Raw genomic sequence first — 12,908 nt, forward strand, 5'->3', positions numbered from 1 at the left:
AATGGCTGATTTACTGAGCAAAGAACAGTACGCGGCCATCGCCGCCCAGTTGAAGTTTCCTACCCAGGCGTTCATCAACGGCGAGTTCCGTGATGCACTCTCTGGCAAAACCTTCATCACGACGAACCCTGCCACGGGTGAACAGCTTGCAGAGATCGCGGCGTGCGATAGCCGTGACGTCGATGTTGCCGTGGCTGCTGCCAAGCAAGCGTTCGAGGATGGTCGCTGGCACAAGCTGTCACCCGGCGCACGCAAACAGGTGCTCCTGCGTTTCGCCCAATTGCTGGAAGACAACGCCCACGAGCTCGCCGTGCTGGAAAGCCTGGACAGTGGCAAGCCGGTCAGCGAATGCCAGAACGTCGATGTGCCCGACACGATCCATACCCTGCGCTGGCACGCGGAGTTGATCGACAAGGTGTACGACAGCACCGCGCCGACCGGTCACGGTGCGGTCACCCTGGTGGTGCGCGAAGCGATCGGTGTCGTCGGCCTGGTCCTGCCGTGGAACTTCCCCTTGTTGATGCTGGCCTGGAAGATCGGCCCGTCCTTGGCTGCCGGCTGTTCCATCGTGGTCAAGCCGGCCAAGGAAACCACCCTGACTGCCCTGCGTGTTGCCGAGCTGGCCCATCAGGCCGGTATTCCGGCAGGCGTATTCAACATTACCCCGGGCGGCGGCCGGGAGGCTGGCGAGCCAATCGGTCGGCACATGGATGTGGCGATGGTCAGCTTCACCGGCTCTACCGACACGGGCCGGTTGTTTCTCAAGTACGCGTCCGAGTCGAACCTCAAGCGCGTGGTGCTGGAACTGGGGGGTAAAAACCCTGCCGTGGTGATGAACGACTGCGAAGACCTCGATCAGGTTGCCCAGTATGTGACGGCTGGCGCTTTCTGGAACATGGGCGAGAACTGCTCGGCTTCCTCGCGGCTGATCGTTCATGAAGACGTCAAGGATGAACTGCTGCAACTGATCGGCAAGCATCTGCGCGATTGGAAAATGGGTGACCCGCTGGATCCTGAAAATCGCCTCGGCGCCATGATCAGCAAAACCCATTTCGAGAAAGTCCGTTCGTATCTGGAATATGCAGCCGAGCAGAAACTCAATGTGATGCAAGGTGGCGAGACCGAGTCCGGTGTGTTCGTGCAGCCGACGATCATCGACGGCGTCGAGCGTGAAAGTCGCCTGTTTATCGAAGAGATCTTCGGGCCGGTATTGAGCGTCACCAGCTTCAGTACGATCGACGAAGCCATCGAGCTTGCCAACGACACGGTCTACGGCCTGGCGGCATCCGCCTATACCGGCAGCCTGCGTAACGCCTTGCGGCTGTCGCGGGAGATTCGCGCGGGCGTGGTCACGGTCAACTGCTTCGGTGAAGGCGACGCCTCCACGCCGTTCGGCGGCTACAAGGAGTCTGGCTTTGGAGGTCGCGACAAATCCGTCTGGGCCCATGACCAGTACACCGAGCTGAAAACCATTTGGATTGATGCTTCGTAACCTGATCGAGATCGCGATTTTGTGGCGGCTGTACTGGCCTCATCGCGAGCAAGCTCGCTCCCACAGGGTCATGTGTACGCCGGAGAAATGTGGGAGTGAGCTTGCTCCACAGGGTCATGTGTACGCCGCAAGAATGTGGGAGCGAGCTTGCTCGCGATGAGGCCGGCACAGCGGGCAATACTTCTAGCAGACTGAACACTGGACGCCACCATGACCCCTTCACCTTTTTCGATTCCAGCCAATGCTCGGCGCATCGACCCCGCCAGGCAGCGTGCAACCGCATTAAAAAAAGATGGCTCCGTCAATGACAACGACCGCGTCGAAATAGGCCCCACTCCCCTGGCTTTCGCGGAGTGGGAACGTTTGGGCCTGGAGCCGCCCCATTTACCCACCCTGCGTGCGTATCGATTGCAACGACTGGTTGATCAATTGGTTGCCCGTGACCTGGGCGGCATTCTGCTGTTCGATCCACTGAATATCCGCTACGCAACCGATACCACCAACATGCAACTGTGGACGACGCACAACCCTGCACGGGCCTGCTTCGTCGCCGCCAGTGGGCATGTCGTGCTGTGGGACTTCCATGGCTGCGATCACCTTTCCGCCCACTTGCCGCTGGTGACTGAACTGCGCAGCGGTGCGTCGTTTTTCTTTTTCGAGACCGGGGAGCACACGGATCGACACGCCAGGCATTTCGCCGCGCAAATCGACGAGTTGCTGCGCCAACACGCCGGAGCCAACCGCCGGTTGGCGGTGGATCGGATTGAGGTCGCCGGCGTGCGCGCGCTGGATGCCCTGGCTATCGAGATGTGCAGCGGCCAGGAAGTGACCGAATTCGCCCGCATGATCAAGGGCCCTGATGAAATCAAGGCGATGCGCTGTGCAGTGGCCGCGTGCGAAGCCTCAGTGGCCGAAATGCACCAGGCGATGCGCGCCGGCGTGACCGAAAACGATGTCTGGGCCGCGCTGCATGCCGGCAATATCCGCCGCGGCGGCGAATGGATCGAGACCCGAATCCTCAGTTCCGGCCCTCGCACCAACCCCTGGTTCCAGGAGTCGGGTCCACGGGTGTTGAGCGACGGCGACCTGCTGTCGTTCGACACGGATCTGATCGGCACCTACGGCATGTGCGTGGACATGTCCCGCAGCTGGATTTGCGGGGGGTTGGAGCCCACGACCGAACAGAAGCGCCTGTACCGGATTGCCCATGACCATATCGTTCATAACACCGAGTTGATCAAGCCGGGCGTGCGCTTCACGGAACTGACCGCCAAGGCGCATCGGCTGCCAGAGTCCTGCCGCGCCCAGCGGTATGGCGTGCTGTTTCATGGCGTCGGCCTGTGCGACGAGTACCCCAGTATCCGCTATCCAGAAGACTTGGAATCCTACGGATACGAGGGCGAGCTGCAAGCAGGCATGGCCCTTTGCGTCGAGGCGTACGTAGGCGAGGTGGGCGCACAGGATGGCATCAAGCTGGAGAACCAACTGCTGGTTACGCAGACCGGTTATGAATTGCTCACCCACTACCCTTTCGATGACAGTTTCCTGCGAGATACGAAGCACAACTCATGAACCAGATGATTGAGCCCCAGAAAACATCGAGCGTGGGATTCCTGTTGCTCGATAACTTCTCCCTGACGTGTTTCACCCAATGCCTGGACGTGGCGGTGACCGCCAACCTCATCCAGCCCGGGTCGATAAAAATCCATACATTCAGTCGAAACGACTCTGAAGTGATCAGCGACCTGGCAATCCCCATCAGACCCGACACACCGTTGACCGATATCAGGGTCGCGGCACTGGATTTGATGATTGTCTGCGGCGGGCTACGCACGCCCAGGGTACTCCCCGACGGCTTGGTAACGCTTTTGACCAAGCTTGCAAACATGCCCATTGCGCTCGGCGGGTTATGGAACGGCGCCTGGTTCCTGGGCAAGGCTGGATTGCTGGACGGTTACCGATGCGCCATTCATGCCGAACAACGAATGGCCCTGTCAGAGTGTGCACCGAAGACGACGGTGACGCTGGATACGGTGGTGTTCGACAGGGACCGATTCACGGCGTCAAACCCTGCCGGTGCTTTTCAAATCATGATGAAGTGGCTTTACGCCGCCCTCGACCAGAAAGTCGCGGATGTCGTGTTTGACCTGTTGGACCATGAATCTCGATTCCGTACCTCGGCAAAGATGCTGGATCGCAAAGTCAGTGCGTCCCTGCGAGAAGTCATTGCATTGATGGAGTGCAATCTTGAAGAACCATTAGGCCTGGATCTGCTCGCCCAATGTGTCCAACTTTCCAAGCGCCAGATCCAACGTCTGTTTCGAAAACAAATCAATATGTCTCCCCAACGGTACTATCTGGAACTGCGACTGACCGAAGCACGGCGCCTGCTACAGAACTCCAGGCTGACCGTCACGGATGTCGCCATTGCCTGCGGTTTCGTCTCCACCCCTCACTTCAGCAAGTGCTACAGCACGCTCTTCGGCTGTCCGCCTTCAAAGGAAAGTCGTTACGAAATATAGCGTCTGCTGACAAGGCACCGGGTATTTCCTGGAAACGTTTCTCCTGTCTCGCGCCCATCAAGACACACCGTTGCTACCGCAATCTTTGCAAAGCCGTCGTGCAATGCTGTGGCGTTTCGTGTCTTTGTCCAACAGTTCGACCGCTACAAACTCTTCGATCCCCGCCCCGGCCTCAACCTTCTCAATAAACGTCAGAATGGCCTTTTTCATGAACCAGTGGGAGGTGCGGTCCAATTTGGCGGACGCCGACTTCAGCCTCGCCCGCGTTTCTTCGTTCAACTTTACGCCTTGCGTGGTGACCTTCATCTTGCCTCCTCTGAATGGCGAGTTCATTGATTCTTTAACCAGGCACTAATGCATCAAGCCCCACAGTGCCAGAAGTGGAACATCCGTCGATTTCATCGCATGGACACAGGATGGCGGATTGAATACAAGGCCTCCTGCCCCGGGACTCCACCACCCCACATCCTCCCGATACCACTCGCCCGGCGACAGAACGAGGTAGAACTCGGCAGGCGGGTGCTGGTGATAGGGGTAGCAGGTCTCGGGCATCATGAGCGCCAACCCCAAGGTCAAGGTGGAGCATTCAAATAACCCCCCGGGGCCGGCGATCATCCCGTGGCGATGCCGTTCCACGAACGCGCTGTCCTGATCGGCCCGGGCCTGGCGGTTTATCCAGGTGACATGAGGCAAGAGCGTGCTCAACGCACCCAATATCGACGCCAGGTCCCCATGGGTTCTTGGCGCAGCGCCAAGTGCCGCGGATAAATGCCCTCCCAGGAAGCCCGGCAGCGCATTTGAAATCTGCGCAGTCTTCCTGATTTTCCATTGGGCCGTAGCAAGAGACGCGGCGTGTACTTGCGCCTCATCGCAACCGCTGCCCGACAGGACGTTGTGAAGCGAACGCCTGAGCACGTCGCCGTTGCTGATAATGTCCTGATCCCACGGTAGAACTTCAGTGCTGTTTGTCATCGCTTTCGATCCCATTTCCCGAGCAACGTATCGAACTGGTTTACAGACGGCTCAGTTGTTCCAGCAGGTCAACGGGAACACTGATCCCATCATTCTGTGCGTTGGCCGTTGCGTGTTGCCGTTCCCATCCCGGCCTGTGGACGCCCATTCGCGTCAGGCGGGTCATTTGGCTGGCAAGCCGTTGCTCGAATCCCTCTGAAAAGAACACCGGCGCCAGGAGCAGGATCAACAGGCCACAGCCGGGCGTCTGGTTTCCCTGGTTGAAATCCGACGCATCCAACGACCATTTGGCCCCCGTGAGCCCCGCCGCCAGGACCTCGACCATGAGCATCAGATTGGCCCCACGGTGACCACCAAAAGGTAGCAGCGCTCCCGCCAGCGCCGCCACGGCATTGCGCGTGCCGTTGCCGTGTTGGTCCACCGCCCAACCCTCGGGAATATCGCTGCCCGTCGAGGCGGCGTGGGCGATGTTCACAAATGCCGCGGCACTGCTGGCCTGGTCGAACAGCAGAGGAACGCCATCGGCCGAGGGCGCGGCAAATGAGAGCGGGTTGGTCGAGTAGGTCTTGCTCCTGGCGCCAGGAACCGCCACCAGCGCCGGCCCGTTTGCGACGGCCAAGGCAATCAGCCCGGCCTGGGCAAATCGCAGCGTGTAGTCGCCCAGTTCACCGCTGGTAAAACTGTTGCACTGGCTCAACGTAGCCATGCCATTGGCATGCGCGGCATGGCACAGCGAATCGAAACAGCGATCGACACCCAACTGGGCAATTCCGCCCTGGGCATCGGATTTGAAGATCATCGCGCCGGCGCGGGAGATACGTGGCTCGGCACGTGGATTGATGCGTCCGGAGGAAAAGCCCGGCAAGTAATCGGCAAGATGTCGGAACCCCACGGCCTGGTTGCCGCGCGCTTGCGCAGCCACGGTGGCGTGGGCCAATGAGTCGGCAACCGCAGGTGAGCAACCCTTTGATTCGCAGAGATGCTTCACCCAGCCAACTGCTTCATCCAGGGTAAAGCGACGATAGGCTGTGGTCTTCAAGGGGATCGCCTGAATGTTCGTTCGATGCGTCCGATGCCCCTCACAAAGGGCATCGGACGGCAACACAACTATCGGATGACAGCCATTACTGGGCCGGTGTCGCGGAAGCGGTCTGGCTGCCGAACATGGCTTCGAAGCGCGGCTTGTTGGCGGCGTAGTACTCGGCAACGACCTTGTCTGCCGAACTGTCGCGGGCGGTCGCCATCAACTTCTCGAGGTCGGCCTTGGGGATCTTGAAGTTGGCGAAGAACCGGGCGACATCGGGATGTTCAGCGCTGAAGCCTTTGCGGGCAACCGCGTGAATTTGCTCGGCGCCACCGAAAATCTGCTTCGGATCGTCCAGGTAGCGCAGCGGCCACTTGGCGAACATCCAGTGTGGACTCCAAGCGTTGACCAACGCCCATTTGTCACGCTTGAGGTTGCGATCCAGCTCGCTCAACATGCCAGACTCCGAAGAGGCGACCATCTTGTAGCCATCGAGCTTGTATTCCTTGATGGCCTTTTCCGTCAGTTTGTACTGACCGTTGCCCACTTCCGAGGTCAGGATCTTGCCGCCGAGTTTTTCCCGCACTTCAGGCTTGTTCAGGTCTTCGACACTGGCAATCTCGCTGGTGGGAATGGACGTCGGCACGGCCATGCCGATCCGACCTTCATACAGCACGCCGAGATCTTCGAGCTTGTCCTGGTATTTGTCGTAGAACGCCTTGTGAGTGCTCGGCAGCCAGACCATCGGGATCAGGTCGATATTGCCGTTGGCCAAGGCCTGGAACTGAATGCCAATGTCGGCGAGCACCAATTTGACCGGTTGCTTCAAGTGGTCGCGCAATGCGGTATCCGCCAGCTTTACGGCGATTTCCGTATCCGACCAATTCACCCATCCGATGCGGATAGGCGTGGGGTCTTCGGCGTGGGCCATCAGGCTGCTGGCGGCCATCGCCAGGCCGGCAAACCAGCCGATACACGTTTTACTGGACAACGTCATCATGGTGCATCTCCGCGTACTGTATGAATAGTTATTGGCAGGGCAGCAGAAGAATTAACGTTCCCTCATCAAAGCAGGGACTTAATGTTATGCATGGATAAGTTCTAGTTATGGGGAAACTCTTCATGTATTCCGGTTGCTCGGCCCTCCTCCACCCTTTGGCGGAATTTATAAATCCAAGTACTCACAATGCTTTTTCGAGCGCCGGCAAGGCCTCGAACAGATCCGCCACCCACATGTAATCCGCCACCTGGGCAATCGGTGCTTCAGCGTCCTGGTTGATCGCAACGATGACCTTCGAGCCACTCATGCCCGCCAAATGTTGAATGGCGCCACTGATGCCCGCCGCGATGTAAAGCTCTGGCGCGACGATTTTCCCGGTCTGCCCGACCTGCAAATCGTTGGCGGCAAAACCCGAATCCACCGCGGCACGCGAGGCCCCTACGGCACCGCCCAGCTTGTCCGCCAATCGCTCGATCAAGGCGAAATTCTCTTTGCTCTGCATCCCACGGCCACCGGACACGACGACGCGGGCGCTCGACAAATCGGGCCGTTCGCTGGCCGTCAGTTGTTCGCTCACGAAACGCACATTGCTTGCGATTTGCCCGTCGCCCTCCACCGCCACCACTTCGCAGCGCTGCGGCTGGGACAAGGCCTGGGCGAACGCCGAAGCGCGGACCGTGAGCAATTTGATCGGATCGAGGGACTGCACCGTGGCAATGGCATTGCCGGCATAAATGGGCCGCTGGAAGGTGTCCGTCGAAACGATGTGGGTGACGTCGGACAGCATGCCGACATCCAGGCTGGCCGCGACCCGTGGCAGCACATTGCGCCCCATGCTGCTGGCGTCGGCAACGACGTGCGTATACCCCTTGCGCACCAGTGAAGTGATCAGCGGCTGGGCATTTTCAGCCAGGACGTTTTCGAACATCGCACCTTGGGCGAGCAGCACCCGATCCAGGCCCTGGGTCAGCGCCGCTTGCTGCGCCACTGTCGACGCATCCGCCCCGCCCACCACCAGCAAATCCGTCTCGGCACCCAGGGCCAGGGCCGCGGTCACGGCACTCCACGTCCCTGCCGTCAGCTGGCCGACACTGTGCTCGGCGATCACCAATGTGCGCATCAAATCACCCCCGCAACGTTCTTCAATTTATCCACCAGCTCGGCCACCGAACCGACGGTGATCCCCGCTTTGCGCACCGCCGGCGGGACCACGCCTAATAATCGAGCGTGTTCCTTCACGCTCGCGCCCAAGGTGTCGGCAGCAATGATTTCAAGCGGTTTTTTCTTGGCTTTCATGATGTTCGGCAACGAGGCATAGCGCGGTTGGTTCAGGCGCAAGTCGCAGGTCACCACGGCGGGCATGGCGAGGGCGACCACCTGGCTGCCACCGTCGACCTCACGCTCGACGACCCATTGCCCGTCGACCTGATTGACAGCTGAGGCATAAGTGGCCTGACCGCTGCCGATCAACTGCGCGACCATTTGCCCGACCTGGTTGTTTTCCTGGTCGATCGCCTGTTTGCCGAACAGGATCAATCGCGGCTTTTCCTGATCGATCACTTTGCTCAGGTACTTGGCGACATTGAGCGGTTCGAGCATCGCGCTCGTCTCGACCAGCAGCGCCCGGTCCGCGCCGAGTGCCAAGGCCGTGCGCAGTTGTTCCTGCGCCGCCGAAGTGCCCACCGAGACCACCACCACTTCGGATGCCAGCCCCTTCTCCTTGAGGCGAATCGCCTCTTCCACCGCGATTTCGCAGAACGGGTTCAAGGCCATCTTCACGCCATTGAGTTCGACGTCTGAGCCGTCGGCTTTCACCCGGACTTTCACATTCGGGTCGATGGCGCGCTTTACCGCAACGAGCACTTTCATGGTTCTTCGCATAGCCCCCTAGCACTTTGGATCGATGCGGGATGGCCGGCCACACGCACCGGACCACCCCTGTTTCGACTGGATGGTAATCCTGGTTTTTCCGTCACGCAAGGAAAATGTACACCAGTGTCTCACTCGTTGACACTCATGAACATTCGACATACCGTTATGTCAAACCAAGCCTGATGTTCTGTTCCCGGAGCGCAACACCATGTCCAGCGATCCTCTGCTGCAGCCCTATAAGATCAAACACCTGACCCTCAAGAACCGGATCATGACCACCTCCCATGAGCCCGCTTATCCTGTCGACGGCATGCCGAAGGATCTGTACCGCGCCTATCACGTCGAACGCGCCAAGGCCGGCGTGGCGCTGACCATGACGGCGGGCTCCGCCGCCGTTTCCCGTGACAGCCCGCCGGTGTTCAACAACGTGCTGGCGTACAAGGACGAAGTGGTCAAATGGATGAAGGACCTGACCGACGAGTGCCACGAACACGGCGCGGCGGTGATGATCCAGCTGACTCACCTGGGGCGACGCACACGCTGGGACAAGGCGGACTGGCTGCCGGTCGTCTCGCCGTCCCATCGCCGCGAAGCGTCCCACCGGGCCTTTCCGAAAAAGATGGAAGAGTGGGACATCGACCGGATCATCAAGGACTACGTGGACGCCGCCGAACGCATGAAGGCCGCCGGCCTCGATGGCCTGGAGCTGCAGGCCTACGGGCACCTCATGGATCAGTTCTGGTCACCACTGACCAACGATCTCGACGGCCCCTATGGTGGTTCGCTGGAAAACCGGATGCGCTTCACCTTCGACATCCTGCGCGGGATCCGCCAGCGTTGTGGCGAGGACTTCCTGCTCGGGGTGCGCTACACCGGCGATGAAGACCTGCCCGGCGGCTTCGGTGCCAGCGACGGCCTGCAGATCTCCCATATGCTCAAGGACAGTGGGCTGGTGGACTTCCTCAACGTGGTGCGCGGGCACATCGATACCGATGCCGGCCTCACCGACGTGATTCCGATCCAGGGCATGCGCAACTCGCCGCACCTGGATTTTGCCGGCGAGATCCGCTCGGCCACTGGTTTCCCGACGTTCCACGCGGCCAAGATTCCGGACGTCGCCACGGCGCGGCACGCCATCGCTTCCGGCAAGGTGGACATGATCGGCATGACCCGGGCGCACATGACCGACCCGCACATCGTGCGCAAGATCATCGAGAAGCGCGAAGAGGAGATCCGCCCCTGCGTCGGCGCCAACTACTGCCTGGACCGCATCTATCAGGGCGGTGCCGCGTACTGCATCCACAACGCCGCCACCGGGCGCGAAACCACCATGCCCCACGAGATCGCGAAGGCGTCGGTCAAGCGCAAGGTGGTGGTGATCGGCACCGGCCCGGCGGGCCTGGAAGCGGCACGGGTGGCTGGCGAGCGCGGTCATGAGGTCACGGTGTTCGAAGTGGCGGATCAGCCAGGAGGGCAGATTCGCTTGACCGCCCAGAGCGAGCGGCGCCGGGAGATGATCAGCATCATCGATTGGCGCATGGCGCAATGCGAACGGCTGGGGGTGAAATTCCAGTTCAACACCTGGGCCGAAGCCGAGACCGTGATGGCCGAGGCGCCGGACGTGGTGATCGTCGCCACGGGTGGCTTGCCCCATACCGAGGTGCTCAAGCACGGCAATGAACTGGTGGTGTCGACCTGGGACATCATTTCCGGCGACGTGAAGCCCGGCCAGAACGTGCTGATCTTCGACGACGCCGGCGACCACGCGGCGTTACAGGCGGCCGAGGTCATCGCCAACAGTGGTGCGAAACTGGAGATCGTCACGCCGGACCGGTCATTTGCGCCGGAGGTGATGGCGATGAACCTGGTGCCTTACATGCGCAGCCTGCAAGACCTGAACGTCACCTTCACGGTCACCTATCGGGTCGATTCCGTGGAGAAGCGCGACGGTCAATTGGTCGCCCATTTCGGCAGCGATTACGGTCAGGTGCACAAACAGCGGGTGGTCGATCAGGTGGTGGTCAACCACGGCACCCTGCCCCTGGACGATTTGTACTTCGAACTGCGCCCGCATTCGAGCAACAACGGCGCGGTCGAACAGCACAACCTGATCGCCGGGAAAACCCAGAATATCGTGACCAACCCGGAGGGCCGTTTCCAGCTGTTCCGGATCGGCGACGCGGTGTCGGCGCGCAATACCCACGCGGCCATCTACGATGCGCTGCGGCTGGTGAAAGACATCTGAAATCATGTCCCTGATCGTAAGGGTCAGGGACTGATGTTGCATTTAAGGCGTTCGATAAACCCGTGGCGAGGGAGCTTGCTCCCGCTTGAGTGCGAAGCACTCACAGAATGGGTCTGCTGCGCAGCCCAGCGGGAGCAAGCTCCCTCGCCACAGGATCATCGTTTCTCAAGTGGATAGCGTTGCAACTAACACGAGGCTTTTCCATGTCAGCACAGACCCTGAAATCAAGGGCTGCGGTCGCATTCGCGCCCAATGAACCGTTGCGGTTGGTCACCATCGATGTGGCGCCACCCAAGGCTGGTGAAGTCCGGGTTCGCATCGTCGCCACCGGCGTTTGCCACACCGACGCCTTCACCCTGTCGGGCAGCGATCCCGAGGGCATTTTCCCCACAGTGCTCGGGCATGAAGGCGGTGGTGTGGTCGAGTCCATCGGCGAAGGCGTGACGTCGCTGCAAGTCGGCGACCACGTGATCCCGCTCTATACCGCGGAATGCCGGCAATGCAAATTCTGCCTCTCGGGCAAGACCAACCTTTGCCAGGCTGTCAGGGCCACCCAGGGCAAAGGCCTGATGCCCGACGGCACCTCGCGCTTCTCTTACGAAGGCCAGCCGCTGTTCCATTACATGGGCTGCTCGACCTTTTCCGAGTACACGGTGTTGCCGGAAATTTCCCTGGCGAAAATTTCCAACGAGGCGCCACTGGAGCAGGTTTGCCTGCTCGGCTGCGGGGTAACCACAGGGATCGGCGCGGTACTCAACACGGCAAAAGTCGAAGCCGGCGCCAGCGTGGCGATTTTCGGGTTGGGCGGTATTGGCCTGGCCGCGATCATCGGCGCGAAGATGGCCAATGCCGGACGCATCCTGGCCATCGACATCAACCCGGCCAAGCGCGACGTCGCCCTGTCGTTGGGCGCGACGGATTTCATCAATCCCAAGGACGATGACCGGCCCATCCAGGACGTCATCGTCGAACTCACCGACGGTGGCGTGGATTATTCCTTCGAATGCGTCGGCAATGTGCAACTGATGCGCGCGGCGCTGGAGTGCTGCCACAAGGGTTGGGGCGAGTCGATCATCATCGGTGTGGCCGGCGCCGGCCAGGAAATCAGCACCCGCCCCTTCCAGCTCGTCACCGGTCGCGTGTGGCGCGGCAGTGCCTTCGGCGGCGTGAAGGGCCGCACCGAGCTACCCAGTTATGTGGAAAAGGCCAGCCGTGGGGAAATTCCGCTGGAAACCTTCATCACCCACAACATGCCCCTGGAAGCGATCAACGAAGCCTTCGAATTGATGCACACCGGGCAGAGCATTCGCACCGTCATTCATTTCTGAAACCCGCTCGAAAATCCAATGATCCATAGAAAGGAAACCAAGATGTCCGTTTTTACCCATGTCACCGTCGGCACCAACAACCTGGCAAAAGCACGTGCGTTTTATGACGCCACTTTGAAAGAGATTGGCCTCAAGCGTGTTGCCGATCTCAACGAGGCCGGCTCCATCTGGGGCGTCGACAAGCCGTCGTTTTTTGTCCTCAACCCGGCCAATGGCAACCCGGCGTCCATCGGCAATGGCGTCACGGTGAGCTTCGAAGCGCCGAACCGCGCGGCGGTCCAGGCCTTCCATACGGCCGCCTTGGCCAACGGCGGCGTCTGCGAAGGCCTGCCAGGCCCGCGTGGCTGGGCGGACAATGCCTTTGCCGCGTATGCCCGCGACCTGGATGGGAACAAGCTGGCTGTGTATTGCTTCAAGGCTGAATAAAGCAGGCTGACCCACCGCTATCGCGAG

Annotated in this window: 12 protein-coding genes; 6 read left to right on the forward strand and 6 right to left on the reverse strand. The window is 60.3% G+C overall.

Features of this window, described 5'->3' with window-relative positions:
- Position 1 precedes the first annotated feature (1 nt).
- The 3 genes from AD659_RS16795 (at position 2) to AD659_RS16805 (ending at position 4,014) form a co-directional block, all read left to right on the forward strand.
- The gene (locus tag AD659_RS16795; RefSeq protein ID WP_053123274.1) at positions 2–1,492 is read left to right on the forward strand and encodes an aldehyde dehydrogenase; all 1,491 of its coding nucleotides are present in this window, start codon (positions 2–4) and stop codon (positions 1,490–1,492) included.
- A 210-nt stretch (positions 1,493–1,702) separates the two neighbouring features.
- Entirely contained in the window at positions 1,703–3,064 is a 1,362-nt protein-coding gene (gene dddP / locus AD659_RS16800; RefSeq protein WP_053123276.1) for a dimethylsulfonioproprionate lyase DddP, read from the forward strand.
- Positions 3,061–4,014 (forward strand): GlxA family transcriptional regulator, encoded by a 954-nt coding sequence (locus AD659_RS16805; protein ID WP_082341972.1) that lies wholly within the window; start codon positions 3,061–3,063, stop codon positions 4,012–4,014. The genes dddP and AD659_RS16805 overlap by 4 nt, the downstream gene beginning before the upstream one ends.
- 57 nt (positions 4,015–4,071) lie before the next feature.
- On the opposite strand, the gene AD659_RS16810 is transcribed toward AD659_RS16805, so the two are convergent.
- The 6 genes from AD659_RS16810 to AD659_RS16835 all read right to left on the reverse strand — a co-directional run bounded on the left by AD659_RS16810 (position 4,072) and on the right by AD659_RS16835 (position 8,879).
- On the reverse strand, positions 4,072–4,320 hold the full coding sequence (locus AD659_RS16810) for a hypothetical protein (protein WP_053123278.1): 249 nt from the start codon (positions 4,318–4,320) through the stop codon (positions 4,072–4,074).
- A gap of 45 nt (positions 4,321–4,365) precedes the next feature.
- The gene (locus AD659_RS16815; RefSeq protein WP_231987666.1) at positions 4,366–4,986 is read right to left on the reverse strand and encodes a dimethylsulfonioproprionate lyase family protein; all 621 of its coding nucleotides are present in this window, start codon (positions 4,984–4,986) and stop codon (positions 4,366–4,368) included.
- 40 nt (positions 4,987–5,026) lie between these two features.
- On the reverse strand, positions 5,027–6,025 hold the full coding sequence (locus tag AD659_RS16820; RefSeq protein ID WP_053123282.1) for an Ldh family oxidoreductase: 999 nt from the start codon (positions 6,023–6,025) through the stop codon (positions 5,027–5,029).
- An 85-nt stretch (positions 6,026–6,110) separates the two neighbouring features.
- On the reverse strand, positions 6,111–7,010 hold the full coding sequence (locus AD659_RS16825; protein WP_053123284.1) for a glycine betaine ABC transporter substrate-binding protein: 900 nt from the start codon (positions 7,008–7,010) through the stop codon (positions 6,111–6,113).
- A gap of 181 nt (positions 7,011–7,191) precedes the next feature.
- Positions 7,192–8,130, reverse strand: a complete 939-nt coding sequence (locus tag AD659_RS16830) for an electron transfer flavoprotein subunit alpha/FixB family protein (protein ID WP_053123286.1) — start codon at positions 8,128–8,130, stop codon at positions 7,192–7,194.
- Positions 8,130–8,879, reverse strand: coding sequence for an electron transfer flavoprotein subunit beta/FixA family protein (locus AD659_RS16835; protein WP_053123288.1), 750 nt, complete (start codon positions 8,877–8,879; stop codon positions 8,130–8,132). The genes AD659_RS16830 and AD659_RS16835 overlap by 1 nt, the downstream gene beginning before the upstream one ends.
- A gap of 211 nt (positions 8,880–9,090) precedes the next feature.
- Between AD659_RS16835 and AD659_RS16840 the strand changes: the two genes are divergently transcribed.
- From AD659_RS16840 to AD659_RS16850, 3 genes are all read left to right on the forward strand, one after another.
- Positions 9,091–11,127: an NADH:flavin oxidoreductase gene (locus tag AD659_RS16840; RefSeq protein ID WP_053123290.1), complete on the forward strand. Its 2,037-nt coding sequence runs from the start codon at positions 9,091–9,093 to the stop codon at positions 11,125–11,127.
- A gap of 203 nt (positions 11,128–11,330) precedes the next feature.
- On the forward strand, positions 11,331–12,455 hold the full coding sequence (locus AD659_RS16845) for an S-(hydroxymethyl)glutathione dehydrogenase/class III alcohol dehydrogenase (RefSeq protein WP_053123292.1): 1,125 nt from the start codon (positions 11,331–11,333) through the stop codon (positions 12,453–12,455).
- A 42-nt stretch (positions 12,456–12,497) separates the two neighbouring features.
- On the forward strand, positions 12,498–12,881 hold the full coding sequence (locus AD659_RS16850) for a VOC family protein (RefSeq protein WP_053123294.1): 384 nt from the start codon (positions 12,498–12,500) through the stop codon (positions 12,879–12,881).
- The last annotated feature ends 27 nt before the right edge of the window (positions 12,882–12,908 follow it).

Origin of the sequence: Pseudomonas thivervalensis, from assembly GCF_001269655.1 — a bacterium.
Lineage (GTDB): Bacteria > Pseudomonadota > Gammaproteobacteria > Pseudomonadales > Pseudomonadaceae > Aquipseudomonas > Aquipseudomonas thivervalensis.

What these genes read in the sequence shown, in the direction of transcription:
- AD659_RS16825 (WP_053123284.1), bottom strand. Translation starts at nt 7,010, where the DNA reads ATGATGACGTTGTCCAGTAAAACGTGTATCGGCTGGTTTGCCGGCCTG.
- AD659_RS16830 (WP_053123286.1), bottom strand. Translation starts at nt 8,130, where the DNA reads ATGCGCACATTGGTGATCGCCGAGCACAGTGTCGGCCAGCTGACGGCA.
- AD659_RS16795 (WP_053123274.1), top strand. Translation starts at nt 2, where the DNA reads ATGGCTGATTTACTGAGCAAAGAACAGTACGCGGCCATCGCCGCCCAG.
- AD659_RS16840 (WP_053123290.1), top strand. Translation starts at nt 9,091, where the DNA reads ATGTCCAGCGATCCTCTGCTGCAGCCCTATAAGATCAAACACCTGACC.
- AD659_RS16850 (WP_053123294.1), top strand. Translation starts at nt 12,498, where the DNA reads ATGTCCGTTTTTACCCATGTCACCGTCGGCACCAACAACCTGGCAAAA.
- AD659_RS16810 (WP_053123278.1), bottom strand. Translation starts at nt 4,320, where the DNA reads ATGAAGGTCACCACGCAAGGCGTAAAGTTGAACGAAGAAACGCGGGCG.
- AD659_RS16805 (WP_082341972.1), top strand. Translation starts at nt 3,061, where the DNA reads ATGAACCAGATGATTGAGCCCCAGAAAACATCGAGCGTGGGATTCCTG.
- dddP (WP_053123276.1), top strand. Translation starts at nt 1,703, where the DNA reads ATGACCCCTTCACCTTTTTCGATTCCAGCCAATGCTCGGCGCATCGAC.
- AD659_RS16835 (WP_053123288.1), bottom strand. Translation starts at nt 8,879, where the DNA reads ATGAAAGTGCTCGTTGCGGTAAAGCGCGCCATCGACCCGAATGTGAAA.
- AD659_RS16845 (WP_053123292.1), top strand. Translation starts at nt 11,331, where the DNA reads ATGTCAGCACAGACCCTGAAATCAAGGGCTGCGGTCGCATTCGCGCCC.
- AD659_RS16815 (WP_231987666.1), bottom strand. Translation starts at nt 4,986, where the DNA reads ATGACAAACAGCACTGAAGTTCTACCGTGGGATCAGGACATTATCAGC.